The 26,784-nt window shown below is 46.6% G+C and carries 24 protein-coding genes, 1 other RNA gene and 2 pseudogenes; 17 read left to right on the top strand and 10 right to left on the bottom strand.

The genetic code is table 11. From position 1 onward, the window contains the following. Positions 1-141: 141 nt before the first annotated feature. The 3 genes from M1B78_RS16080 to M1B78_RS16090 form a co-directional block, all read right to left on the bottom strand. A complete protein-coding gene (locus tag M1B78_RS16080; protein WP_257941230.1) occupies positions 142-1,476 on the bottom strand; it encodes a transglutaminase-like domain-containing protein in 1,335 nt (444 codons plus the stop codon). Next, positions 1,473-2,645, bottom strand: coding sequence for a dipeptide epimerase (locus M1B78_RS16085; RefSeq protein ID WP_136010647.1), 1,173 nt, complete (start codon positions 2,643-2,645; stop codon positions 1,473-1,475). Before M1B78_RS16085 ends, M1B78_RS16080 begins: the two co-directional genes overlap by 4 nt. Positions 2,646-2,747: 102 nt before the next feature. Next, entirely contained in the window at positions 2,748-3,950 is a 1,203-nt protein-coding gene (locus M1B78_RS16090) for an NlpC/P60 family protein (protein WP_257941231.1), read from the bottom strand. Positions 3,951-4,150: 200 nt separating this feature from the next. On the opposite strand from M1B78_RS16090, the gene rnpB reads away from it, so the two are divergent. Further along, positions 4,151-4,544, top strand: an RNA gene (rnpB, locus tag M1B78_RS16095) — RNase P RNA component class A. A 31-nt stretch (positions 4,545-4,575) separates the two neighbouring features. Then, complete coding sequence (locus M1B78_RS16100; protein ID WP_257941232.1) at positions 4,576-5,895, top strand: YihY/virulence factor BrkB family protein; 1,320 nt, start codon at positions 4,576-4,578, stop codon at positions 5,893-5,895. Positions 5,896-5,975: 80 nt separating this feature from the next. On the opposite strand, the gene M1B78_RS16105 is transcribed toward M1B78_RS16100, so the two are convergent. The 3 genes and pseudogenes from M1B78_RS16105 to pstB form a co-directional block, all read right to left on the bottom strand. Then, the gene (locus M1B78_RS16105; RefSeq protein ID WP_136010644.1) at positions 5,976-6,515 is read right to left on the bottom strand and encodes a nitroreductase family protein; all 540 of its coding nucleotides are present in this window, start codon (positions 6,513-6,515) and stop codon (positions 5,976-5,978) included. 12 nt (positions 6,516-6,527) lie between these two features. After that, positions 6,528-7,130: a riboflavin synthase gene (locus M1B78_RS16110; RefSeq protein WP_257941233.1), complete on the bottom strand. Its 603-nt coding sequence runs from the start codon at positions 7,128-7,130 to the stop codon at positions 6,528-6,530. Between the two features lie 663 nt (positions 7,131-7,793). Then, positions 7,794-7,874: pseudogene (gene pstB, locus M1B78_RS16120) on the bottom strand (phosphate ABC transporter ATP-binding protein); the annotation flags it as partial. Positions 7,875-8,092: 218 nt separating this feature from the next. On the opposite strand from pstB, the gene M1B78_RS16130 reads away from it, so the two are divergent. Genes M1B78_RS16130 through M1B78_RS16140 form a run of 3 tightly spaced genes read left to right on the top strand, consistent with a single transcriptional unit; the run spans position 8,093 to position 11,916 of the window. After that, positions 8,093-9,832: a glutamine--tRNA ligase/YqeY domain fusion protein gene (locus M1B78_RS16130; RefSeq protein ID WP_136010642.1), complete on the top strand. Its 1,740-nt coding sequence runs from the start codon at positions 8,093-8,095 to the stop codon at positions 9,830-9,832. A 4-nt stretch (positions 9,833-9,836) separates the two neighbouring features. Further along, on the top strand, positions 9,837-11,249 hold the full coding sequence (locus M1B78_RS16135; protein ID WP_257941234.1) for a tetratricopeptide repeat protein: 1,413 nt from the start codon (positions 9,837-9,839) through the stop codon (positions 11,247-11,249). Positions 11,250-11,277: 28 nt separating this feature from the next. Next, the gene (locus tag M1B78_RS16140; protein ID WP_257941235.1) at positions 11,278-11,916 is read left to right on the top strand and encodes a DedA family protein; all 639 of its coding nucleotides are present in this window, start codon (positions 11,278-11,280) and stop codon (positions 11,914-11,916) included. Positions 11,917-12,122: 206 nt separating this feature from the next. On the opposite strand, the pseudogene M1B78_RS16145 reads toward M1B78_RS16140, so the two are convergent. Beyond that, positions 12,123-12,248, bottom strand: a pseudogene (locus M1B78_RS16145) (transposase); the annotation flags it as partial. Between the two features lie 153 nt (positions 12,249-12,401). Between M1B78_RS16145 and M1B78_RS16150 the strand changes: the two are divergent. The 9 genes from M1B78_RS16150 (at position 12,402) to M1B78_RS16190 (ending at position 20,496) form a co-directional block, all read left to right on the top strand. Then, positions 12,402-13,223, top strand: a complete 822-nt coding sequence (locus M1B78_RS16150; RefSeq protein WP_257941236.1) for a helix-turn-helix domain-containing protein — start codon at positions 12,402-12,404, stop codon at positions 13,221-13,223. An 80-nt stretch (positions 13,224-13,303) separates the two neighbouring features. After that, complete coding sequence (locus M1B78_RS16155) at positions 13,304-13,927, top strand: CatA-like O-acetyltransferase, family 2 (protein ID WP_257941237.1); 624 nt, start codon at positions 13,304-13,306, stop codon at positions 13,925-13,927. 118 nt (positions 13,928-14,045) lie between these two features. Beyond that, entirely contained in the window at positions 14,046-15,173 is a 1,128-nt protein-coding gene (locus M1B78_RS16160) for a GyrI-like domain-containing protein (RefSeq protein ID WP_104404247.1), read from the top strand. Next, the gene (locus tag M1B78_RS16165; protein WP_104404246.1) at positions 15,170-15,853 is read left to right on the top strand and encodes a 4Fe-4S dicluster domain-containing protein; all 684 of its coding nucleotides are present in this window, start codon (positions 15,170-15,172) and stop codon (positions 15,851-15,853) included. Before M1B78_RS16160 ends, M1B78_RS16165 begins: the two co-directional genes overlap by 4 nt. A gap of 1 nt (position 15,854) precedes the next feature. Then, positions 15,855-16,700, top strand: a complete 846-nt coding sequence (locus tag M1B78_RS16170) for an RteC domain-containing protein (RefSeq protein ID WP_257941238.1) — start codon at positions 15,855-15,857, stop codon at positions 16,698-16,700. A gap of 216 nt (positions 16,701-16,916) precedes the next feature. Further along, positions 16,917-17,276, top strand: coding sequence for a helix-turn-helix domain-containing protein (locus M1B78_RS16175; RefSeq protein WP_004325475.1), 360 nt, complete (start codon positions 16,917-16,919; stop codon positions 17,274-17,276). Continuing rightward, entirely contained in the window at positions 17,239-19,284 is a 2,046-nt protein-coding gene (locus M1B78_RS16180; protein WP_257941239.1) for an AAA family ATPase, read from the top strand. The genes M1B78_RS16175 and M1B78_RS16180 overlap by 38 nt, the downstream gene beginning before the upstream one ends. Positions 19,285-19,296: 12 nt before the next feature. After that, entirely contained in the window at positions 19,297-19,575 is a 279-nt protein-coding gene (locus M1B78_RS16185) for a helix-turn-helix domain-containing protein (protein WP_004325472.1), read from the top strand. Positions 19,576-19,977: 402 nt separating this feature from the next. Beyond that, positions 19,978-20,496 carry a dihydrofolate reductase family protein gene (locus M1B78_RS16190; RefSeq protein ID WP_121767450.1) on the top strand — a complete coding sequence of 173 codons (519 nt, stop codon included), beginning with the start codon at positions 19,978-19,980 and terminating at the stop codon, positions 20,494-20,496. 96 nt (positions 20,497-20,592) lie between these two features. On the opposite strand, the gene topB is transcribed toward M1B78_RS16190, so the two are convergent. The 3 genes from topB to M1B78_RS16205 are packed head-to-tail and all read right to left on the bottom strand — an operon-like array spanning position 20,593 to position 24,180. Next, positions 20,593-22,680 (bottom strand): type IA DNA topoisomerase, encoded by a 2,088-nt coding sequence (gene topB / locus M1B78_RS16195; protein WP_257941240.1) that lies wholly within the window; start codon positions 22,678-22,680, stop codon positions 20,593-20,595. Further along, positions 22,677-22,871, bottom strand: a complete 195-nt coding sequence (locus tag M1B78_RS16200; RefSeq protein WP_154278519.1) for a hypothetical protein — start codon at positions 22,869-22,871, stop codon at positions 22,677-22,679. The genes topB and M1B78_RS16200 overlap by 4 nt, the downstream gene beginning before the upstream one ends. A gap of 4 nt (positions 22,872-22,875) precedes the next feature. Further along, positions 22,876-24,180 carry a DUF3945 domain-containing protein gene (locus M1B78_RS16205; RefSeq protein ID WP_257941241.1) on the bottom strand — a complete coding sequence of 435 codons (1,305 nt, stop codon included), beginning with the start codon at positions 24,178-24,180 and terminating at the stop codon, positions 22,876-22,878. A 248-nt stretch (positions 24,181-24,428) separates the two neighbouring features. Between M1B78_RS16205 and M1B78_RS16210 the strand changes: the two genes are divergently transcribed. Genes M1B78_RS16210 through M1B78_RS16220 form a run of 3 tightly spaced genes read left to right on the top strand, consistent with a single transcriptional unit; the run spans position 24,429 to position 26,673 of the window. Beyond that, on the top strand, positions 24,429-25,130 hold the full coding sequence (locus M1B78_RS16210; protein ID WP_007845725.1) for a DUF6088 family protein: 702 nt from the start codon (positions 24,429-24,431) through the stop codon (positions 25,128-25,130). Between the two features lie 9 nt (positions 25,131-25,139). Next, entirely contained in the window at positions 25,140-26,150 is a 1,011-nt protein-coding gene (locus M1B78_RS16215) for a nucleotidyl transferase AbiEii/AbiGii toxin family protein (protein WP_257941242.1), read from the top strand. Between the two features lie 34 nt (positions 26,151-26,184). Continuing rightward, a complete protein-coding gene (locus M1B78_RS16220; protein WP_121767271.1) occupies positions 26,185-26,673 on the top strand; it encodes a DUF6650 family protein in 489 nt (162 codons plus the stop codon). Positions 26,674-26,784 lie beyond the last annotated feature (111 nt).

Consider the following 26,784-nt stretch of genomic DNA (forward strand, 5'->3'; position numbering starts at 1 on the left):
AACAAAGCCTGGGCTTGGGAAAGTCCGGGCTTTGCGCATAAAAAAAGGTTGTGCCAGCATTTTGACACAACCTCATTGGGGGTAAACAGATGATGCGTTCGGGTTGAACGCATCATCTGTTTTTAGAGGGCAGATATTGCCTCAATAATTCAAGTAATCAATATCCATGTGGTAGTCCCATTGCGGAAAGTAGAGGTTACCTCCCTCCCACTCCACCTCGCCACGCTGGAAGTCGACCGTCTCGCTACGGGGATACTGTTTTTCGGGCTGTAACGGCATGCCGTAATCGGTGTTCACAATCATGCGCCAAGAGTCAATACCTCCCAGGAAGAAATATTCCTCGTCGGCATTGCGGGCAAAGGCAGGAATGCCGAATGACTGGTCGACGGGCACCCAACCCACACCTTCAAAGTAGATTTCCGCCCAATCGTGCAGATTCCACGCGCGGGGATGCATCATGAAGCCGCTCTGGAAATGTGCGGGAATGCCACTGATGCGGCAAAGCGTAATAAACAGTAGACTGACTTGGCCGCAGTCTCCGTGACGGTTGTCCAATACATATTCCGGGATATTCTCAATGGTGGAATATTCGCGTGCAGAGGCCCACGGGAAGTTGTCATTCACCCACCGGAAGATGCGTTTTGCCTTCAGGTAGGGATTGGATTCACCAGCTGTCAATTTGGCAGCAAGTTCGCGCAAGCGCGGAGAAAAGACGATATGCTTCTCACGCTCGGCAGTATATTCCTTATAAAGGGAGGTCGTCGTATCATAGGGGTGCACGTCGTCAGGCTTCAGATTATGCCATTCACCGTTGGCAGTAAACTCAAAGGTTTCGGAGAATACGGTCGGCTCGCCTTCGACAGCGCGTTTCTCCATGTACAATGTGCTGTGACGACACTCGGGCGAGGAAAAGGTGTACTGCGGTTCGCTGGCCGAAATGAATTTCACATCCTGCTGCCGGGCCTGGTCCTGACGGGGATAGGGCAACCAGCAACGGATGATTTTCCCGGCAGGCACGGCATTGGTATCCACGGTCAACGTGTAGGTAACGCGCATGCGCTTAGGCGCAACAATGACCTCGCCCTCCTTCTTCACAGCAGAAATAATTTCGGGCAGGTTCTCCATATTCACTTTCTCGCTGCCACTTGGCGAAGTGCCTTCCTTGGCCATCTTAAGGCCATAGCAAGTGGAGTCCACACGAAACAGGTTAGGCCCGGCATTGCGGAAATAGCGTTTCTCTCCATCCAGCACCATGCACTCCAAAGCTTTGGAGGCTTCCCACTGACGCATCTGCTCATCGGTCACGTCGGGAATATACTTGCGGATATAGTCCTTCACCTGGGATTCCGTCATACAGAAATCAGTAAGCAGACGTTGGTGCAGGTCGTCCTCCCAATTATAGGGCTTGCTCTCGGGCTTCGTGCTGCATGCAGAAGCCAGCACAAACAGAGCGACGGTATACAATAGCTTTCTCATGACTTCACCACTCCAATACCCGGCAAATCAGGCAACGTTATCTTACCTTTCACAACTTCCATACCTTTGAAACGGTCGTTCGCTATCAGCAGGCTGCCGTCCAAGTCGGCAAAGTCCACCGCCGGAGAGAATTGGGAGGCAGCGGTAATGGCACAAGAGGTCTCGGTCATACAACCCACCATCACTTTCATGTCCAATGCACGTGCCAAAGTCACCATCTTCCAGGCTTCGCGCATGCCGGTACACTTCATCAACTTGATGTTGATGCCCGTAAAGGCCCCCTTCAAACCTGCCACATCCTTCAGACGCTGGATGGACTCATCGGCAAATATGGGCAACGGGCTTTGCTGGGTGACCCATGCAATATCGTCCAGTTGTTCCTTGGGCATCGGTTGCTCTATCATGACAATTCCTTTTTCGTGCAGCCAATGTATCATATCGAGCGCATGATGTTTGTCTTTCCAGCCTTGATTGGCATCAATGGCAATCGGAAGGTCTGTCACTGAACGGATTGTCTCTATCATTTCCTTGTCGTTCTCCCGCCCCAGCTTCACTTTAAGGATATTGAACCGGTCGGCACACTCTTTCGTCTTTTCACGCACCACGTCGGCCGTATCAATGCCGATGGTGAAGGTTGTAGAGGGAGTCTTCTCCTTGTCCAACCCCCATATCTTATACCAGGGAGCTTGCAGCAGCTTGCCCACAAGGTCGTGCAAGGCGATATCCACAGCGGTTTTAGCAGCAGAATCCCCTGCCGAGAGACTGTCTATATAAGCCAGTATATCTTCCAACTGAAAAGGGTCTGAGAATTGGCCGATGACATCCTGTACCTTCTTCAGAAAAGCCAATACACTGTCCATTGTGCCTAGTTCGTGTTGCAGGTACGGGGGCATGGAGGCTTCACCATAACCGATAATACCGTCATATTCTATCTCGACCTGAACGTCGGGAGTGGTAGTACGCGAATGGGTGGCCACTGTAAAGACATGGCGCAATTTCAGTTCATACGGGAAGAAACGCAATTTCATCTTGGGTGTTACACCTGCCCTGCTGTTCACGTTGAACAAGGAAGGAGCACCATTTCCTCCGGCAAATACATGACTGATTGCCATGCCTGAGCCGATTGCGGCAAAAGCGGCGGTTTTCAGGAAATCTCTTCTGTTTGACATAATAGTTGAAAATTGAAAGTTGAAAGCCTACTCTGGAAAGCTAAAGCAGAACCTTACAGTTCCAAACGTCAACTTTACACAGCCTAACTATCAACTAAATTATTATTTATAATATAGGTTGGTGGCAGTTGTATTGAGCGACGCCGCCTTATTTATATAAGGTAACACGCGCGTAGCGAACAGCAGTCGACCGAGGTTGTATTCATCGAACAGCTCGTCATCGGGATTGAAACTGTTGACACGCACATCGCCTTGCGAATGGATGAAGCGCTTGTTGCCGATATACATTCCGACATGCACCACACGTTCCTTGCGTTCCGGCGTCGCCTTGCGTCCGAAGAAAATCAAATCGCCCGGCTGGAGGTTACTGAAATCAGGAGCGATATCGATATGCTCGCCCACGTATGCCTGTTGGGAAGCATCCCGCGGAATGATGATGTCGTGCATGAAAAGAACAGTGCGCATGAAGCCGCTACAATCCACCCCTTTGGAAGAAGTGCCAGCCCAAAGATAAGGGATGCCCATCAGGCTATGCGCCGTAGCTATAATGCTGGCGGCGTCCTGCTTCAAGGCGGCCCGCCATTTCTTCTCCGGCATGGAGATGGATTTGGAAATATATCCCTGGCGGCCATCGGGATAAGCCACCTTATAAAAGGCGCCTTTTGTCCCCTCCCACTTCAGGCGGTTTCCGGCAGCAACATCAGAGACGGTCTGCGATGCCTGGCTAGGCTGCGAGTAGACAAAGCCGTAATGTGAAGTCACTACAATTTTCTCCGCACTATTCCAAACGGCCAACTCTTCCCGCGTAACGGGATGTATGCCTACTCGATGAACCCATGCAATGTAGCTGTCCGGTGTCTGGATACGATACCAGCCGTCGCGCTGCAACACCCGCACCGGCATACCCATCAAACCTTGCGTCATCATTTCCGAAGAGAAATCCGGATGCACCCGAAGATTGCACACAGACACATTGACAATGCCATACGTCTTGCCTTCAAGCCCGGCCTCATCCGGAAGCACTTGCAGACAATCCATCACCGCATATCCCTTCTTCTCCAAACCATCCAGCAAAGCCTTCTTTGCCTCTGCCGAGGTGGTGACACCACGCAACATCACATTCTTTCCGGAGAAAGAGTAATCTACATCAAACAAAGCCACGCGCTTATCCGGTGCAAACTTCTGTTTCAAACTGTCAGAGAATTGCGCCACTTCTGCAGGGATTGTACGGTCTCCTACTTTCGAAGCGACAGCAAAAAGCGGGATTAACAGAAACAAAGAAAAAAAAGAGAAAAACTTTTTCATTGGCCAAAAGGATTTGGGGGTTATTAATAATAGCAAAGCTACGAATTTATTCCGAAATAGATACATGTTTTTAATATTATTAAGGGTAAAGAATAAAGAATGAAGGGTTCATCCACACTGCATTTGCACACTGCACAACAAATTCTTCATCCTTCATTCTTCATTCTTCATTAATATTCATTATCTTTGTACCCTATAAAGCAGTTGGTCGGTCTGTCGCTTGCGCCCCGTGCGTATGAGGAAAGTCCGGGCAACACAGAGCATCCCACTTCCTAACAGAAAGCTGTCCGTGAGGGTAGAGTAACGTAGAAGAAAATAACCGCCGTCGCCCCTTGGGCTGCGGTAAGGGTGAGAAGGTGGGGTAAGAGCCTACCAGTCTTGTGGCGACACAAGGGCTGTACGTCTTGGGAGTTGTAAGGTCATGTAAACCGGCGTTATGAGAGTTGCTCGCTCCATGTCGGAGGGTAGACCGCTAAAGCTTGTATGGCGACATGCGGCTCAGATAAATGACAGACACTTCTTTAATGAAGAATGGATGATTAGGCTTCTTCAGGAACAGAAGAACAGAACCCGGCTTACAGACCGACTGCTTTTTTTACTGACAATGGATAATCGAGACAATAGCATGAACAAGCGTATTGCTGCCCTTTGGAAATTCCTCACCTACGACATCTGGCGTATTACAGAAGATGAAGTTACGCGAACGACTTTTTCCGTATACAACATCATCAAGACAATTTATCTTTGCATCAACCGATTCACCAAAGACCGGATAGTGAACAAAGCCTCGGCACTGACTTACAGTACGCTACTGGCCATTGTGCCTATTCTTGCCATTTTGTTTGCCATAGCCCGCGGTTTCGGATTCGATAATCTGATGGAAAGCCAGATTGTCAACGGTTTCGGCGGTCCTACGGAAACCACGGAAGTCATCCTGCAATTTGTGAATTCGTATTTGTCTCAGACCAAGAGCGGAATATTCATCGGAGTGGGTTTGATTATGTTGCTGTGGACAGTCCTGAATCTAATCAACAATATGGAAATCACCTTCAACCGCATCTGGCAGGTAAAAAAGGCGCGCAGCATGTACCGCAAAATAACGGATTACTTCTCCATGCTTCTGCTGATGCCCATTCTGCTGGTGATGTCCGGTGGTCTTTCCATCTTCATGAGCACGATGGTGAAGAACCTCGAAGACTTTACCCTGCTGGCTCCCGTCGGCAAGTTTATGGTGCGTCTCATCCCCTTCGTACTGACCTGGTTCATGTTTACAGCGCTATACGTCTTTATGCCGAATACAAAGGTCAAACTGAAACACGCACTCATATCCGGTATTTTGGCAGGTACGGCACACCAGGCATTCCAGTTCCTCTACATCAGCAGCCAGTTGTGGGTTTCCCGTTACAATGCCATCTATGGTAGTTTCGCTGCCCTTCCGATGTTTCTGCTATGGCTGCAGGTGTCCTGGACCATCTGCCTATTTGGTGCCGAACTGACCTACGCTGGACAGAATATCCGGAACTTCAGTTTCGACAAGGATGCACGCAACATCAGCCGGCGCTACCGCGACTTTATCTCCATCCTGATAATGTCCCTCATAGCCAAGCGCTTTGAACAAGACGCTCAGCCCTATACGGCCGAAGAGATATCAGAAGAGTGCCAGATTCCTATCCGGCTGACACACGAGACCCTGTATGAATTGCAGGAAATCAACCTCCTGCATGAAGTGGCGACAGATGAAAAGAGTGAAGACATCGCCTACCAGCCTTCCATGGACATCAACAAGATGAATGTGGCCCTCTTACTGGATAGGCTGGACACACACGGCTCAGAAGATTTCAAGATTGACAAGGAAAATGAATTCAACAGCCAATGGGGAGCATTGCTGAAGGCACGGGAAGAATACTACAAGAATGCAAACAAGGTGCTGCTGAAGGATTTGTAGTTTGGCTCAAACACGGAGGCACAGAAATTTCTTCTCGTCCATTAGTTTAATCTCTGCACCTCTGTGTTCTTCAGCCAATGCTAATACTTATTATAAGATATTGTTTTCTCTTTCGGCTTCCGCGACTTCTTCCGTTTTTCTTTCAACGGATAGCCAATCGTAATATCGAGCAAAAGGCGTTTACCAGCCGGGATTCCGACAAGTTTTTTTATCTCCTTCTCGTCAAACCAGCCTAAAATGCAGGAACCCAGCCCTTCATTTTCTGCCGCCAACGTGATATGTGCGGCAGCGATACCAATATCAATCAATGGAAAATACTTACCCTTGATTTTTGCACCCAGAAAGGAAGTAATATTCATGGACTCCTCCACCACCAGAATATGGACGGGAGCATTCTTGGCAAACTTATTCATCCCCAGTCCGGCAGCCGCCTTGCCCACCCTGGCAGACAGCTCCGGCTCCATAACCACCACGAACTTCCACGGCTGTGCATTGCAGGCAGATGGAGCCAGACAAGCCGCTGCCAATATCCGTTCCAGCTTCTCAGGCTCCACGGTACGAGTCATATCATAGGCACGGTCACTCTGACGGGATGCCGCTAATTGCAGGAAATCGTCCATAGCGCCGCCACCTTATTTATATTGTATCATGCAGCTGATGTACTTACCGATGATATCAAACTCCAGATTCACCACACTGCCCACTTTGAAAGCATGAAAATTGGTATGCTCGAAGGTGTAAGGAATAATGGCCACCTGAAAAGTATCGTCGGTGGGGTTGCACACAGTCAGGCTGACGCCGTTGACCGTTACCGAACCCTTGTCTACCGTGATGTAGCCGCGCTTTGCCATTTCTTTGTCAAAAGCATACCGGAAAGTAAAGTAATAGCTTCCTTCAGCATCCTTTATATCAATGCAAGTGGCAGTCTGGTCCACATGCCCCTGAACGATATGGCCATCCAGTCGACCATTCATCATCATACTGCGCTCCACATTCACTTCATCTCCTACCTGCAACAAGCCAAGATTGGAACGGTCCAGCGTTTCCTTCATGGCCGTCACGGTATAGGTATCATCCGTCAGGCTGACTACTGTAAGGCAAACACCGTTGTGAGACACACTCTGGTCTATTTTTAATTCACTGACGAATGAACATTTGAAAGTAAAATGTACATTCTCCTGGTCTTTGACCATCGCCACCAATGTGGCACATTCTTCTACTATTCCAGAAAACATGGTTCTATATACTTTTAGGTTATACACGATTTATTATTAATATGCGCAAAGATACAAAAAGCCCTTCGTATAGGTACAAAAAAAGGAAGCTTTTCACAAAGCCTCCTTTTTCAGTTTTCAATAGGTATTAGTTTTTTTTTAAGGTAAAAAGATTGTTTTCAGGATAACGACGCAAATATAGGCGCTTTTCGTAATACTAACCAAATTAAAAAACATGTCTTATAACATCTTTTTGAGAAATCATTTAAGTTTATTATCATTTCAAAGCATTTTTCTACACCTGCAATCGTTTTCAATGGACAAATATAAGGCTATTTTCCATGAAACACTGAAATTATCCTAAAATTTTGTTTATTTCTTATCATTTAAGTAGTGTTTGTCTGTCCGTCTGCCATGTTTTAACACCTTCTTGTCGATAAATACCACTATTTTTTCGGCGATACTCGTGATTATGGTCATCGGAACGTTCCAACTTGCGGAACACACTCACCTGGTTCAGACAAAAGAGTGTACTCTCCTGATGCCGGCTGATGCAATCGGCAAGAACGGCAGTGGCATCAACATTGATTTCGTCCAGCATATTGTCCTTGCAGACACGGCGGTAGCCAGTTCTGGACTCTCCTTCTGAAACGCCTGCCTTGCTTGTCCGAGCGTGGAGAGCACGGTATCTCCAAACTCCATCATATCACCCATGTAGAAGAAAGCAGTATTGTCACTGACACGCGCAGCTTGCTGCATGTTGTAATACTTATCCGATAGTGCGCCTGTCATACCTATTATCATTACCGGAAAAACGCCTCGATTATCCCCCTGCTCGATTTCGTCTTGCCTGCCGCAGGACAGAAAATCATCAAAGAGAGTGGATATATCCCAGTACATAAAGAATAAATCTTCATTCTTCATTCTTCATTCTTCATTTTTTTGCCCTATCTTTGCCCCCACGATACGAAAATAGTAACATTATGGCAGAAATAAAGAGCGAAGAGACAAGCGAAAAAAAGAGCTTGAACTTCATTGAGCAAATAGTAGAAAACGATTTGAAAGAGGGCAAAAACGGTGGGAAAGTACAGACACGCTTCCCGCCCGAACCTAACGGTTACCTCCACATCGGACATGCCAAGGCCATCTGCCTTGATTTCGGTATTGCCGCCGCACACGGTGGCGTCTGCAACCTACGTTTCGATGACACCAATCCCACCAAAGAAGATGTGGAATACGTAGAAGCCATCAAAGAAGATATCCAATGGCTAGGCTACAAATGGGGTAACGAATATTACGCTTCCGACTATTTCCAGCAATTGTGGGACTTCGCTATCCGCCTCATCAAAGAGGGAAAGGCATACATCGACGAACAGACTTCCGAGCAGATTGCCGCCCAGAAAGGAACTCCCACCCAGCCCGGCGTGGAAAGTCCCTACCGTAACCGTCCCATCGAAGAAACACTGGACTTGTTCCAGAAGATGAACAGCGGTGAGATTGAAGAAGGTGCTATGGTGCTCCGTGCCAAAATAGACATGGCAAGCCCCAACATGCACTTCCGCGACCCCATCATCTACCGTGTAGTGAAGCATCCGCACCATCGCACGGGTACTACTTGGAAAGCTTATCCGATGTACGACTTCGCCCACGGACAAAGCGACTTCTTCGAAGGTGTGACACACTCTCTCTGCACATTGGAGTTTGTGCCCCACCGTCCGCTCTACGACCTCTTCGTGGACTGGGTGAAGGAAGGCAAAGACCTCGACGACAACCGCCCTCATCAGTATGAATTCAATAAGCTGAATCTCAGCTATACACTGATGAGCAAGCGCAACCTGCTGACTCTGGTCAAGGAAGGCTTGGTAAACGGTTGGGACGACCCCCGTATGCCGACCATCTGCGGTTTCCGCCGCCGCGGTTACTCTCCGGAGTCCATCCATAAATTCATCGACAAAATCGGATATACCACCTACGACGCGCTCAATGAATTCGCCCTACTGGAAAGCGCCGTGCGTGAGGATTTGAATGACCGCGCCACCCGCGTATCCGCCGTACTGAATCCGGTGAAGCTTATCATCACCAACTATCCCGAAGGGCAAGTGGAAGAGATGGAAGCTGTAAACAACCCCGAACATCCCGAAGAAGGAAACCACTTCATCGAGTTTAGCCGCGAGCTTTGGATGGAACGCGATGACTTCATGGAAAATGCTCCGAAGAAATACTTCCGCATGACACCGGGACAAGAAGTACGTCTGAAGAACGCATACATCGTGAAGTGCACCAGTTGCAAGAAAAACGAAGCCGGCGAAGTCACCGAGGTATATTGCGAATACGACCCCGATACCAAGAGCGGTCTGCCCGGAGCCAACCGTAAGGTGAAAGGTACCATCCACTGGGTAAGTTGCGCCCACTGCCTCGAAGCGGAAGTACGCCTTTACGACCGGCTGTGGAAAGTAGAAAACCCGCGCGACGGACTTGCCGCCATCCGCGAAGAGAAGAACTGCGATGCACTGACAGCCATGAAAGAGATAATCAACCCCGACTCTTTAAATGTACTGCCCTGCTGCTACATCGAGAAATATGCTGCCGGTATGCAGCCTCTCTCCTACCTGCAGTTCCAACGTATCGGTTATTTTAATGTTGACAAGGATTCTACACCAGAAAAAATGGTATTCAACCGTACTGTGGGTCTGAAAGACGTTTGGGGTAAAATTAATAAATAAGAATATGAGTAACAAGAACCTGCTGTCCGGAAGAGACAAAGAACTGCAAGAAATGGCAGAACAATATGAAGCCGCTAAAGCAGAGAACAAAACCATCTATCTGGACGCAGACGACTTAGCCGACCTCGCAGACTGGTATGCCATGCATCATAAATATGCCATGGCTACCGAAATCGTAGAGTATGGCTTGGCAATACATCCGGATAATACCGTCCTGATGGTGGAACAGGCATACCTATTTCTGGATACCCAGCACAAAGAGCAAGCTAAAGGTATAGTAGAACGGATTGCCGAAGAATCTTCCGAGGTGAAAGTGCTGAAAGCCAACCTACTGTTAGACGAAGGCAAAGAAGAAGAAGCGGAAGCGATACTTGACAGCATAGATGATAAGGACGACTTAGCCAATATCGTCGACATATCCTATATGTACATCGACATGGGATTCCCGGAAAAAGCATTGACATGGCTGACGCGCGGACTTAAAAAATATGCCGAAGAAGAAGCCTATCTTGCCGTCACCGGCGATTGTTACTATGCTCAAGGACTGTTCGAAAAAGCCACCTTCATCTTCAATAAGCTGATTGACAAGAACCCTTATTCAGCTCCTTACTGGTTTGGACTGGCCCGTTGCTACTTTGACCAACAAATGTTCGACAAAGCTATCGAAGCATGCGACTATGCTACGGTGGCCGATGATGAGTTTGCCGACGCCTACCTGATGAAAGGACATTCCTTCTTTCAATTGGGAAATGAAGAAAGTGCCATGGAGAACTACCTACAAGCCGAGAAGTTCCATCTCGTTTCCCGCAGTTTCATCAACACCTTCATCGGTCTGAACAAAGCCTCCAAAGGAGAATGGGAAGAAGGATACGACTATCTGGAAAAAGCCATAACGGCCGAAGACAGTTATGACCTCGCCTTGCCCTCTCTTTATGCCAATGCGGCCCTATGCCTGCACAAGATGGGGAAAAAGCGCAAAGCCCACCAATATTGTAAAAAAGCATACAATCTGGCACCCGAAGAGATAGATTCGTACCTGATTGAGGGACGCATCTACATGGAAGAAGGAGAATATGAGAAAGGTGTGAAAAAATGGACCAAAGCCTTAGAGTATGCCCCCTATGCAGATACTTGGCACGAAATAGGTATGTGCAGTATGGAGATAGGGCAACTGAGCTATGCCAAGCTGGCCTTTGAGCATGTCAAAGAGATGGAGCCGGATTTTGAAGGTATCAACGAAAGGCTGACCTCTCTGTATATGCTACTCAAAGACAAGGAGAATTTCATGAAGTACAACCAGCTGTGCGAACATCCGTTCAAACTGGAAGAGCTGAATAGATTACAGCAGATACTACAAGAAGATAACCAAGAAGAGCTGGCCCTAGTGATGAAGAATATTTTCAACGCATTACAATAACAGTAATTATATACCACTAATCTAGCAAATGGAATCAGTAGCCTTTATCCAATGGTGTCTTGACCACCTCAATTACTGGACCATCACTTTATTGATGGCCATTGAAAGTTCGTTTATCCCCTTTCCCTCGGAAGTTGTAGTTCCTCCTGCCGCTTGGAAAGCCGCCAACAATGACAACATGAATATATATCTGGTGGTGGTGTTTGCAACCATAGGGGCAAATATCGGAGCTTTGATAAACTACTATATGGCAAAATGGCTGGGGCGCCCCATCATTTACAAGTTTGCCAACAGCCGTTTCGGACACATGTGCCTCATTGACGAAGCCAAAGTGCAACATGCGGAAGAATACTTCGACAAACATGGAGCCATATCGACGTTTGTCGGACGTCTGATACCTGCTGTGCGCCAGTTAATCTCCATCCCTGCCGGTCTGGCACGTATGAAGCAAGGAACTTTTTTACTGTACACCACTCTGGGTGCAGGCCTGTGGAATTCCATTCTGGCTTTCATCGGATATTACCTGTCCACAGTACCCGGCATTGAAAACGAAGACCAACTGCTTGCCAAAGTAACGGAATACAGCCATGAGATAGGCTATGTATTTATCGGCATCAGCGTACTCATCGTGGCATTCTTCATCTATAACGGCATGAAGAAGAAGTAAAAATGAAACGACGTGATATAAAAAAGCGTTGGACAGCATGATAATTCCGTCCAACGCTTTTTCATTGTTCATTCCAAATCCAATCGGCTGAAGTCGAAAGTTCTATTTCATAAATCTCACGCATCTCTTCCTCTATATCGGAAACGCTCATTCCTTTGCGCATAAGGAAATAACAAGCTTTTCTATAGAAAGTCCACGGCTTTCATGTTTGGGCGCTGTATCGGCTCAAACTCACCATTACGGTCACGAGGAATGGATATGACGGATTCTCCATGTTCCGTTTGAATCTTCTTCGGATACTTCCCATTACGGGAATTACTGCTATTGTTGCCTGCGACTGGGGAATAACTTTGTTACGTTCTGACATAATTTTATGTTTTCACAAAATTAATAATAAAGAAAATATGAGACTCATTTCTGAATCCCGTATTCTCGATTTACACAAAATTTTGGACAGTGTCGATTAAAACTTTTACCTTTGTAAAATGATTCAAGAGAAGTTCAAATTTTACAAGCCATGTAAGTTGCTGCAACCTTATATAAGATATTATTGGGGATTCAAAAGCAATCGACCGCTGGATGCCTTTACTTATCCTATCGGTTGTCCTCAAATCATTTTCCATAAACAAGCACCGTTATATATTCCCGAACTGAACGTCATACAGGACAAATTGACTATCAGCGGACAAGTTAATTTTTCATCCCATTTGTATGCTGATGGCAATACAGAAATGATAGTGGTTGTATTCCACCCTCACGCTATGAGTATGTTTCTGAACATACCGACATCGCTCTTTTACAATCAAGAAGTTGCCGGTTACAGCCTTGAAAACAAAAGTTTGAATGAACTGGCTACACGAATATTCGACTGTGAGAATAATTCTATTTGCATAAGCTATATAGAAAAATGGCTGGTGTCACAAATTGCCGATAATTTAGCTGATACCACATACAGAATTAAAAGGATAGATGCCGCCATACAGCGAATATATATCACTCCGCAAATCTCTGTAAACGAATTATCTTCTATTGCCTGCCTAAGTAAAAAACAGTTTGAGCGGTTGTTTCATTCATTTGTAGGCATCAATCCCAAAGAATATACCCGTATCGTCCGCTTCCAAAAGGCTTTGGCGCAGATGCAGCATCAAACGGGCAAAGAAATCAATCAGGCACAAATAGCATACGCCAGCGGTTATGCCGACCAGTCGCACCTTATCCGGGAGTTCAAGAAGTTCTGCGGATATACGCCCATGTCTTTGCTGAAAGTATCAAATCCATATTCCGATTTGTTCACCAATCCCGTATAAATGTCCCGTTTGTTCTATTCGGGATCAAACGCTTCTCCTACTTTTGCTACCTGAATCATTAAATGAAAATAGCATTAAGTATGAAAGAAGTAAATCCCCAAGAAACCGGTCGGGCATACGCCTTTGAAATGTGGATGAACGCCCCCATGCCAATGGTGACGTTCTTTAAGACACTCAACGTGTCACGCCTTGTGAAAATCAGCCGGAAATCGGGCATGAAGTTTAATATGTTGATGTGCTGGTGCATCGGCAAAGCCGCAAGGAGCGTGAAAGAATTTTATCTGCTGCCCGTTGGCGGTAAACTGATGCAGTACGATACCATTGCAGTAAACACCATTGTCGCTAACAGAAAGGGCGAGGTAAGTTCGTGTGATGTTCCTTTCTGCGATGATTTGTCTCTGTTCAATCAACACTATCTGCGACTTACCAAACAAGTGGCTGAAAGTTGCGTCAATCACGATTTGACGGAAAGCATGGTTATCGGAACTTCCTCCTTGGCACAATATGAAATAGACGGGGCTGTCGGGATGTATAGCGGCATTTTTAATAATCCGTTTCTTATTTGGGGCAAATACAAACACCGCCTGCTGAAAACGACGCTTACCGTTTCTTTCCAGTTCCACCACACGCAAATGGACGGGGCGCACGCTTCCCGCTTTTTGGACGGGATTCAGAGAGCAATTGACAATTTGCAGTATAAGTAAGTTTGCTATAAATGATATACACAGGTTACGATTTTGCAGCTTATTTCAAAAATGACTATTTAGGGTAACTGATTTCGTAACAGATTGAGTAACTTTGCTCTCAATAATAGAAACAGCAATGGAAACAGACATAGAAACCAAATATTGCCAAACCTGTGGAATACCCTTAGATATTGACTACAATAATCTTGGGGTAAATACGAGTGCGGAATATTGCGACTATTGTTTGAAGCATGGTGTCAAGGGTTACGATTTTTCGATGGACTATCTGATTTACCTTTGGGGGCTTTTCCCCGAAGAGTATTATAAAGAAGTAGGTATATCCTATACTTCGCAGGAAATCAGAGAGGTAATGTCAAAACGGCTTCCCGAAATAAAACGGTGGAAACAAAAAATCAATACAGCCCACGTGTTATATGAGCTGATTGTAAGGGTACAAGAATACATTAACCGCCATTTGTTCGAGGAACTTAGTTTAGATGCCCTATCGCAAACGGCAGGTATTTCCAAATACCATTTCCGGCGTGTTTTCAAGGCTGTATGTGGTGAAAATGTCGGGCTTTACATTCAACGGTTAAGATTGGAATATATCGCTTTCAAGTTAATTTCAACCGATATAAGTGTTACAGAATTGTTATGCCACATAAACTACCAAAACAAACATACACTTTCAAGGGCATTCAAAAGTTATTTTAAGTGTACGATACCGGAATTTCGTAAACTACATTCCAATGCTAACCCCGCAGGAATGTATCCGGTGCAAATTGTTCCTTGCATTGAGAAAGTTCCGCCTGTTCGTATTGCCTGTTTGAAACTGGAATGGACGGAACATATAAACCATGATTTTACGGTATTATGGAAACAGATTCTACGCCTTTCTGAAAATTGCGGTTTACAGTCAAGTGGCTGTAAATTTATAAGCCTTACATTGGATTGTCCGCTAATTTCTTCAGAAGAACAAACCCGTTTTATGGTGGGTATAACCGTTACGGAATCATTTAACGTTCCCAATGGCTTTTCTGTTCATGAAATAGAAGCCGGAGAATATGCAGTGTTTCAATTCAAGGGGTTATATCACGAGTTGAACAGAGTATATCGTTACATATACCTTGATTGGTTGCCGACAAGTGGATATGCGCTACGGGAGCCTTACACATTTGAAACCTATCTCAATACTCCCGAAAAGACCCCTGTTTCGGAGTTGAGAACGGATATTTATATTCCTATTGTGCGAAAGAACAAATGAATGACTTAAATAAGGAAATTGAACAACAGCTAAGAAATGAAAATGCCGATTTTGTTCACTTCGTGGATATTTCCATGCTGGATATACGACAAAACCGGGGTTTTCCCTATGCCCTACTGATAGGAATTGCTATAAATCCACATTTTATCAAAACTGTACATGATAGTCCCGATTATGTGCATACCCTCAGCGATGAATATGCACAGGCAGAAAAACGGGTGGGAATGATTGCAGACAAACTGGCTGGGCGGCTTATCAGCAAAGGTTACAAAGCATTGTCACAGTCTGACAATGCTTTGATAACCGAGAATACATTTGACTTCACAACAAAAACGTCCGTTTTACCACATAAGACCATTGCCGTACTTAGTGGTACTGGTTATATTGGCAAAAATAACCTGTTCATCACGGCTGAATATGGAGCGGCACAATGTCTTGGCTCTGTCCTGACAAATGCCCCTTTATCAATAATGGAACACGAAATCAAGTCGTCGCAATGCGGTAATTGTAATATATGCAGGGATGTATGCCCTCAAAAAGCGTTAAACGGGGTTGTATGGGACATGAATGTTTCAAGGGATGAGATAGTAAATGTTTATGACTGTGTTACGTGCTTGAAATGTTTGGTTTATTGCCCGAAAACAAAGGCATACATGAAACGACATATCACTATGAAGTAAGATGAAGGGGTATATAGGTAATATATTGCAGGAAATAGACATAGAGATTGACGAAATCGACCTCTACGGCTATGATATTATCGAAACCTCTCTTTCAATGGTACATAAGCTGCAAACGGTTCTTGATGATTTGAGAACTAAAATACAAACCTATATATTTCCAACCAAAGAGGACGAAATCTTATTTTTCAAGACACAGAAACCGGAAATACTCGGTCGATTGCTATTCTTCTATAAGATATACAAGATTGAAACACAATGCCCTAATGGTAGCGATGAAGTGATTAGGAATTATATCAATCGGGAACTGGATAATCTGACCTATTTCTTCAATCGCAATTTGGACTTTTATCAATACTACCGTTCACACTCCACTGTGTACGATGAATACTACTTTGTACGTGGAAAAGCTGATTTGCGGTTATGTACCGATAGCGCTCAGTTTGATAAAGACCCTAATTTCTCAACCGGATATGACTATAAAGTGGCAAAGATTATCGCCAATGAAATGCTGCGCATTTATTTGAATAAGCGATTGGTGAAACTGGTAACGAATAATCAGATAGAAGATAACCTACAAAGATGCTTCAAATATCCGTTCCGCTTCACAGGCAAAAAGTCATATCTTATCGAACTGGGATATTCTCTTGTATCTTCGGGCGACATAAACAATGGCAACGTGGAGATAAAAGAAATGATGAATTTCCTTAGTACAATATTCCACATGGATTTAGGGGATTATTACGCTTCATACATAGCCATGAAAGAGAGAAAAGACCGGACGGCATATCTTCATCATCTGATAGATAATCTTGTTAAGCGGATAAATGAGGATGATATGAAATAATATCCAGTATTCCAGTATGTAGAAGTACCATGTTCACCCCAACATGGTACTTTCTTTTTATGGTAAAATCTACTTTGAAAAATGACATTTCGGGGAGCTTTTACACCATTATTCCCCTAAAATAGCCTGAAGAAAAGTAATACCATGATAGATATAACCATGACTTTTAGGTTATTTCTTCTCCCGAACTTTGCGGCAAATCAATAAGTTAGCAATATGGAGATTATAACATTTGAGTCAAAAGCCTATAAGGAGCTTGACAACAAGATTACCGCCATAGCAGACTACATTTTCAATCACTTGGACGAAAACAAGACTGATGAAGATGAAATTTGGGTGGATAGTTACGAAGTCTGCACGTTCCTGAAAATCAGTGACCGTACTTTACAACGCCTAAGGGCGGCAGGAATGATTTCTTACTCCGACATCAAAGGGCATTACTTTTACAAGATTAAAGAAGTAAAGCGAATGTTGGAAGAACGCTTGATTAAGCGTGACAAGGAGTGTATAAATGAACTGATAACCAATCATCAGAAATATGTTAAGGAAAGAAGAAATTCTAAGCAGAACAAATAACGGTCTGCTTGTTTTCAAACATTACTTACCCGGCGACTGGCGTATTGGCAGGCACTTTCTTAATCCTCTTTATCAGGATAAGAAAGCATCCTGTAATATCTACTTCGACCGCCATAGCGGTATGTACAAGATGAAAGACTTCGGTAACGACAATTATAGCGGCGATTGTTTCTTCTTCGTGGGGCAGTTAAAGGGGCTGGATTGTAACCGAGCGGCAGACTTCGTGGAAATACTGGAAATCATCGACCGAGATTTGGGCTTGGGGCTGGCTTCCGGCACTCCGGTTTCCATTCCCCCGGCAACCGTCCGCCGGGCAGTGCCGGACAAACCCGAAGAAACACCCGAAAGGCCAGTCAAGCCCTACCAGTTCCGGGAACAGAAGTTTCTGCTTGCCGAACTGGTGTACTGGCAACAGTACGGCATCACGCCCGAACTGCTGGAACATTACAAGGTCTGCTCGCTCCGAGAATACAACAGCGAAACGGCAGAGGGCAAACCGTACACCTACACTTCATCGGTGGCAGAACCCATGTACGGCTACAAGGGGAAACAGCACATCAAGCTGTACCGCCCGTTCTCCACGCCCCGCTTCCTCTATGGCGGCAGCTTCGGCGAAAACTACTGTTTCGGGCTGGAGCAACTGCCCGCCAAAGGTGACACGCTCTTTATCACGGGCGGCGAAAAAGATGTGCTTTCGCTGGCGGCACACGGTTTTCACGCTATCTGCTTCAATAGCGAAACGGTGACTATCCCGCCCACGCTGGTTTATCGGCTAACATTCCGTTTCAAACACATCATCCTACTTTTCGATATGGATAAAACGGGCAAGGAAAGTTCACGCAAGCAGGAAAAATTATTGGAAGAATTTGGCGTGAAACGCCTACTGCTTCCACTTCCGGGAACGAAAGAGGAAAAGGACATTTCCGACTACTTCAAAGCCGGGAACACCCGTGAAGATTTCCTGAAACTGTTTATCGAATTTTTAGACAACCTGTATAGCGACACATTGATTATGCTAAAATCATGCGAGATAGATTTCAACAACCCGCCCGCCAAAGCGCAAGAGATTATTTCGGCGGGTGATGTTCCATTAGGAACACAAGGCAACCTGTTCGGCATCACCGGGGGCGAGGGAACGGGCAAGAGCAATTATGTAGCCGCAATCGTGGCGGGCTGCATCTGTCCAGCTGGTGCAGAAGTAGATACGCTGGGCGTACAGATAACCACTAACGGCAGGCACAAGGCGGTCTTGCTTTATGACACCGAACAGTCGGAAGTGCAACTGTTCAAGAATGTAGGCAACCTGCTGGCACGTGCCAAACAGCCGGATAAACCCGATGAACTAAAAGCATTTTGTCTTACAGGTATGTCACGCAAGGAACGCTTGAACGCCATTGTGCAGAGTATGGATAAATTCTATTACCAATACGGCGGCATCCAATTGGTCGTCATTGACGGCATCGCAGACCTCGTTAAGAGTGCCAACGATGAAGCTGAAAGTGTGGCGATGATAGATGAACTTTATCGGTTGGCGGGCATCTATAACACCTGTATTCTTTGTGTGCTGCACTTCGTTCCGAACGGTTTGAAGCTGCGGGGACATTTGGGCAGCGAGTTGCAGCGCAAGGCGGCTACAATCCTTTCGATAGAGAAAGACGATGAACCCGCCCAGTCGGTGGTAAAAGCCCTGAAAGTAAGGGACGGTAGCCCGCTGGACGTTCCTCTGATGCTCTTTGCATGGGACAAGAAAGCCGGGATGCACGTGTACAAGGGTGAGAAACCCCGTGAGGAAAAAGAGAAGCGCAAGGAAAGGGAACTGGTAGGTGTTGCCCGTGACATTTTCGGGCGACAGGCACATATCACCTATATAGACCTTTGCGAACAGTTACAGCAGGTTTTGGATGTTAAGGAGCGCACCGCAAAGAGTTATATCCGCTTTATGCGTGAACGGGAGATTATCATTAAAGACCCGGTGAACCAAAGCTATTTTATGATGGGTCTTATTTAATCCGGTAGCCTTATGTATATAGATAAAGAAAACTTCGTGGCTTGGATGGAGCGTATCATGGATAGGCTCGATATGCAGGACAAAAAGATAGACCGCCTGTTAAGCGGTCACAATTACCTGAACGGTGAAAAACTCCTTGACAATCAGGATTTGTGCTTTATGCTGAAAGTGAGTACCAAAACCTTGCAACGTTACCGGAAGAAAGGAATACTGCCTTACTTGACGTTAGACGGAAAATATTTCTATCGTGCAAGCGACATACACAAGTTAATCCGTGAACGCACGGATTGAGTGATAATCAATATCATATATTTTCTTCTTTAAATCCTGTCTTGTTATGATAATAAGGCAGGATTTCTATTATTTGCAAGGTTATTCCGGTGATTTTCGCTACTTTTGCAAAAGTAACATAAGAGAATAACGGCGGTTGAACAGTTTTGGCTGTAATATCGTCATTATAATAACATATTCGTTCGCCGAATATCTCAAAGTAGAAAACTGGCACTTTTCAAAATGAAACGAGATTTCAGCGCAATGTCTATGCTATGCTTTGTCATAGCGTGGGCTTGCCTGTCCCGTTTCAAAGGTATTGCCAGTACCTCTACTTTGGAGCAGTGTAAGTTCACGCTTCTTTTTTTGAGGTAGCAGCGGACAGTTTGAAAAAAGATTATCAACTGTTTAATACCTGATAGGATGAAACAAATTAAAGCGCATATCGCCGTATCTCTTGACGGACATACAGCCACCTTAGACAAGGAACTGGATTGGTTACCCGATGAAGTAAAAACTATCGTTGGCAAATACTATTTGGATGCTGATTGCCTGCTTATGGGGGCGAACACCTACAACTACATCTTTGAACACTGGGGCGGGTGGCCGCACAAAAGCAAACGGTCTTTTGTGGTGTCGCACTACGACACCAACGTAACACCGGATTGCGGTGTGGAGTTCCTGACCGAAGAATCGCTGCAAAGGATTTATGAACTGAAACAGGAAACCGACATACTGGTGGTAGGTGGCGGCAAGCTGCTTACTTCATTGATTAAAGCCGGATTGCTGGACAGCCTGACTATCTACACCGTCCCGGTCATGGCGGGCAAAGGCATCGGCTTTATCGGGGAAACATCCGGCTCGCTGTGGAAACTTTCGGAAAGCAGGGTGCTGGATAACGGGGTGGTCTGTTCGACCTACCTGTTTGGCGGGAGCGTATAAAAAATGCGCCCGGTTCCCGCCGGGCGCAACCACTAAAATTTCAATTATTATAAGTTGCAAAACCTATCACAATGAAATTTCAGCGGCAAAGATAGGCTATTTCTTCGGTTTCGCTTTCTTTTCGGGGAATGAAAAACCGACATTGAACTGTTCATCCAGCACCAGCGAAGCATCGAAAGCCTTGCCGTTCTTGCCCTTGAAGCCCTTGATTAGCCCGGTCTTGCGTTTCGTCACCAGCTCGACAATCTGCTTGTCGGAAAGCTGCTTGTCGCACTTGTTGCGGAATATGGTTAGCGTGCAGTCCACGTTGGAACACTTCGCCACTTTCAGGTAGAACAGGATGCGCCCGTTATTGCATTTGGGGCAGGGACAGGTTTCACCAGTAGCAACAGATAGCTGCACCGATAGCAGTTCTGTGGTGATTTGCGTTGCGTACACCTCGATACCCTTTCGGAATGTGTCGGCATCCATACAGCCCGCTTCTATCTTGGAAAGGGCGGTTTCCCACATACCCGTCATTTCGACATCGGCAATCTTCTTGTCCTTGACAATCCCATAAACGGCAAGCCCCTTGTCGGTAGGTACAAGGTTCTTCTTCTCACGCACGATGTACTGGCGGGCGAACAGCGTTTCGATAATCGCCGCACGGGTGGCGGGTGTGCCTATCCCGGCATCTTTCAGGCTGGCTTTCAGTTCGGCATCTTCCAGTTCCTTTCCGGCGTTCTCCATTGCGGCAAGCAGGCTGCTTTCCGTGTGCAGCGGTTTCGGCTTGGTCTGCTTTTCGAGCAGATCCACGCCGGAGAGTGGCAAATATTCTCCCTCTTGGAGCGGCGGCAGGCTGGCGGCTTCTTCATCACCTCCCGTTTCCTGCTCGCCGAACACGGTACGCCACCCGGTAACTTTCATCACAGACCCTTTTACCGTGAAGTCAGTATCTCCAGCCGACAATATGGCGGTGGTAATGTCTTTCACGCACTTGCCCGAAAAGGCTTCCAGCATACGCCCGGCTACCAGCTCGTAAACCGCCCGCTCGTCTTTGGAGAGTTCACCGGGCAGGTTCTCGGTAACGATTAAGGCGTGGTGGTCGGTCACTTTGCCGTCATTCACGCTACGGCGGTTCAGGGGTGTGCCGTCCAGCCCGACGGCATACCCGGCAAAGCGGGAGTATTGCCCTAACAGGGCGATACGCTCCGGCATTTCATCGAAAACGTCCTCCGATATATAGCGGCTTCCGGTTCTCGGATAGGACATCACTTTCTTTTCATACAGGCTTTGCGCTATGGAAAGCGTCTTGTCAGCCGAGAAATTCAGCTTTGTATTGGCTTCCTTTTGCAGCGTGGTAAGGTCGTATAGAAGCGGCGGTTCTTGGCTGGCTTCTTTCCTCTCAACGGATTTCACGGCAAGCCGCCCGGCATCCTTTACCCGTTGCAGGGCGGCTATGGCTTCGGGCTGCTGCTCCCACTTGGCGGTCGTTTGGGCGGTGAAACTTATTCCCCCGCTGGTGGTATGGGCTTTGAGTTGCCAAAACTTGGCGGGTACGAAATGCTTGTTCTCCAAATAGCGGCTGCATATCATCACGAGCGTGGGTGTCTGCACCCTGCCCAGCGAGAACACCCCCTGCCCGGCGGCTACGCTCAACGCTTGGGTGGCGTTTATCCCTATCAGCCAGTCTGCTTCGCTGCGGGACTTGGCAGAGAGGTAGAGGTTATCGTAACATTCTCCCGGCTGCAAGGTATCCAGCCCCTCACGGATTGCCTTGTCGGTAAGGCTGCTTATCCACAGGCGCACAAATGGTTTTCGGCAGTTCAGGTAATGGAAGATGTAGCGGAAGATTAGCTCACCCTCACGCCCGGCATCGGTGGCGACAATAATCCGGTCGCACTGGTCGAACACTTCCTTTATCACTTTCAACTGTTTCAGCACGCCGGGGTCTGCCTTATAACCTTTCTCCACTTTCACCTGACGGGGGATTAATTGGAAATCGGGCGGCAGTATGGGCAGGCTCTCCCTGCGGAAGTTCGCCACGCCATAGGCTTCCGGCATGGCAAGCTGAATTAAGTGGCCGAACGCCCATGTCACCATATACCCGTTGCCGGAAAGATAACCGTCATTACGCTGGGTCGCCCCGATGATGCGGGCGATATCCTTTGCCACGCTGGGCTTTTCTGCTATCAATGCAATCATGTTGTTTCTTTTTTATGGTTTGTTACTGGCTTGATTTGCCGTAAAATTTTACGGTCATAATAAATATGGTAGCCGCCCACGTAATACTGGCGGTTGTGCCTGTCTATTTCTTTCCAATCAGTTTTTAAAGAAAGGACTATGAAGAAAATCAGGACGACAAGCGGAATAGCTATAATATAGATTAGCTGCATACCTTTATAATTTCATTCCTTTGGATTTCTTGGGCTTGTCCGCTTTCAGGCTCTTGTCCTGCTTCTCTTTCTGCTTGGCGGTGGGCTTGTCCTGACCCTGTTTCAGCGGCTCTTTGCCCCGCTTGGTGGCTTCGTTGGTCTTGCCCTCCGAATTGACCGCTACCTGTGTCCGGCTCTCGGCGGCGGGGGTAACGTCTTTCGGCTGTACCTTGTTGGGGGATTTGCCCTGTGCGCCGGGCTGCACATGACCGTTGAACTCAACGCCCTTGCCGTCCTTTATCCCGGCTACCTGCTGTTCTGCGGGCTGCTGTCCCTGCTGCAAGAACTGGACGGCAGACCTCGGCAGGAACTCCAAGCCACGCTCCACCGCACTGACCTGCAAATAGGCACTGCGTTTCGTGCCGTCCCTGAATTGCAGGTTTTCCATTTTGACCGCTTGCCCGGCTTCAAAGGCGGCTTTCTGCTCCGGGCTGACTTTCACGCCGCAAATGGTGTCGGGGCATTTCCACTTGTCAGCCCGCATATACTCCAGTTCGTGCGTGTACCTGTCCCGGCTGACGAACACGGGGATTTGCTCACCGCTTTTCGGGTCTTTGATTTCAGCGATGCCGCCCAAGTTGCCAGTGCCTTGCAAGTTACCCTGTTCCTGCTTGGTGAACCCGTGTTCATGGAACGGGCGTTGCAACAGTTTCTCGTCCTGCTGCACGCCGTGCAGCTTGGGTACTACCGTGCCGTCCTTAGCCTGATAGAAAGAGAGCTTGACATCGGTAGGTTTGAGGTAAAAGCCGCCCACCGTCCCCGAAACGGTGTAGGTGTTGCGGGACTTGTAGCCACGCATCACCCGGTCGAAGTCCTTCGTGTTTTTCAGGGTGTCGGCGGTGATGCCGACTTTCTTCAGGTTCTCCCAGTCGATTTTTGCCGGGTCGAAGCGGTAGCCCTGCTTGAACTCGTGGAAGTCGGGCTTCGGAACTCGAAGCATTTCAGCCCGCTTGCCGCCCTCCGGCGTGGGGTTGCGGTGGTTGTCCTCGATTGCCTTTGCGTCCTGCTCCGCTTGGGAAGCCTTGACGCTGAACAGTTCCAGCCCGGAAGTGTCCTGATACTTGCGGAAGAAATTGGAAATGAAGTTGCTGAACACATCGCTGTTCTTGTCCACCTGCATGAACTCGCCGCCCTGTGTCGGCGGCACGGTCTGCAAATTGCCCTCCTTGTCGATACCCTTAACGGCACTCACCTTGCCCTGCTGTTTATCCAAGACCAGCAGCACGTCTTTTTCCTGCCCCTCTGCGGGCAGGGTCATTCTGTTTGCCATAAATAATTGAAATTTTAGCGGTTACGGGAATAGTCCCGCCCAAAGGTAGCGACTAAATATGCTATATTTGGACGGGCGGCAAGGGGTGTCCCGATTTGTCCTGCGGTGTCCCGGTTTGTCCGGGTCAGATGAAAATATCCAACCAACAGTTGGAGAAATAAAAACATCTTCGGCAAAATATTTGTTATGTTTTTGCAGGTAATTACATAATATACTATCTTTGCAGTATAGAAACAAAGTACATAAATATGGCTTCATTCAGGAAAGAGATACTTGGGCAGATTGAACGGATAGATACCGGGCGTATATTCACGTTCCGAGATTTGTCGTTTGAAACGGAAAAGACCGCCAATGTTGCGGTGCTGCTCTCCGAACAGAGCCGCAAAGGGGTACTGGTACGGGTTGAAAAAGGGGCGTACTACCGCCCCAAGAAATCTGTCTTAGGATTGGGGAAGCTGCCCGTCTATCAGGATGAACAGTTCCGTTATCTTACCGAAAAACTGAACGGCTATATCACGGGAGCTTACGTCTATAACAAAATGGGGCTGACCGAACAGGTCGCCACAACCATAACGATAGCCACTCCAAACCCGGTTCGCCGTTTCCGTTTCAAGAACTTGGATATAGAGTGCGTGAAAGCCTACTGCATGGATTATCCGGATGAAAGCCTTGTCCCGTACTTGCGGCTGCTCGATGCGATAAAGGACATGAAGCGCATACCCGGAACAACCGGACAGGACATCTACAACCGGGTCAAAAGCCAATATTTCAACGGGTACAGCCTGCCGGAACTGGAAAAAATCGTATCTTTGGCAAAAAGTTACCCGCCACGTGTCAGAAAGGTGGTGGCAGACATACTGGGCGACATCAGACAAACCGTATTGCAAACAGAAATGGCAAAGACCATTCTTCCCACGACACGGTTCAACTTGGATTATAAAACGGCATAGGACAGAAATATGAATTTACATTCGGACAAGGAAGCGTTCAAGGAAATCATCGCACTGGCGGCTGAACATTTCGGCTACGAGCAGTCGCACGTGGAAAAGGATTACTGGGTATCGAAGATACTGCGGGATATTTCCATGTCCGAATATGCGGATAAGACCTACTTCAAAGGCGGGACTTCACTTTCCAAAGCCTACGGGCTGATAGAACGCTTCTCGGAAGATTTGGACTTGTTCGTGTTCACGGGTGACAAAGGTGCGTCCAAGCAGGCGGAAAAGACATTGAACAAGAAACTTTCCAAACACATAGCCGAACTCAATAGTGACATATACAAAGAAGATTTGTCGGAAACGGGCGGTAATTACCGCAAACTGTATTTCTCGTATGACAATGTATTTCAAGGCGTGGGACTGAAAGAGCATTTGGAAGTAGAGATAAAATCCTGTGACCTGCCGGACAAAAAACTGATGTTCTATCCAGCGGACAAACGGGTTATCAAACCGATTGTGACCGCCTTTCTTGAAAGCATCGGGCAAGAGGAACTGATAAGCACCTACGGGCTGGAAAGTTTTGAAACGCAGTGTATCAATCCCCGAAAGACTATCTGCGACAAGGTTTCAAGGTTGGTAAAGCTGTCTTACAATGAGGATGCAGCCGCACTGTTGGCAAAGCATATCCGTGACGTTTACGACTTGTCTGCACTCTACCACAATCAGGAATATAACGATTACCTACATTCGGAAGATTTCTTGGATGCCATGTACCGGGTGACGATAGAGGACGGATTAAATAAAAACTCCCGTTCGCACTTGTCGCTGGCTGATGCACCGATATTCAAGGATGCCGAAGCGGTCATGGCGTTGCCCGAAGTGGCTACGGCGTACACTACCGATTTGAAGAAACTGACCTTTGACAAAAGCAAGATGCCGCCGATAGGTAAGGCTGTGGAAGCATTGAAAAACCTGCACGAAATACTGGTGCGCTTTGAAGCCTACCGAATAAAGCAACAAAGCAAAGAATAGCTGTTAATTAATATAAAACAGAAGAAATAATTATATGATTTTCAGAGAAATAAGAGAACGATTAACTGGTATAAGTTGCCCCATTTTTGGTGTATCTTGGAATCCGTCTGAAACAGAACGTACAAAAGCAATTAAAATTATACGTTTTTTAGAAGACAGAAGAGTATTATATAATCCTTATGAACAAGAATGTCCTGACCATTGTATTCATTCAATAATTGAAATCAGACATTTTTTAACAGATAAGATACAAGATATATCATCAGAAAGCAATCTTTATAATTACTTAAAAGCAATGCGTATTGCATGTAGGAAGTTCTTAAATCAATATACTAACAAGAATAATAAGGTGCATTTTTATTTGCACAATTATGATTGTATAAGTAGCTGGAAATTTAATTCTACATTAGGCGAATTAAGAGGTACATTTGGTATAATGTTGGCGCAAATGGCTGTGGCTTATGGGATAGATATTGAAGATGAATTATCCTCAATATTGCCTGAAAAAGATAGCGAGGAATAATATTCCTCGCCGTTTATTCTTCATCCCTTATCAGGTGGCATAGCTCCGGGTCGTTCTTAATCCGGGTTATCTCGTCCTCGACTATCTGCCGGACTTCCTGACGGATGCGGT

Source organism: Bacteroides muris (ex Fokt et al. 2023) (genome assembly GCF_024704895.1).
GTDB classification, from domain to species: domain Bacteria; phylum Bacteroidota; class Bacteroidia; order Bacteroidales; family Bacteroidaceae; genus Bacteroides; species Bacteroides muris.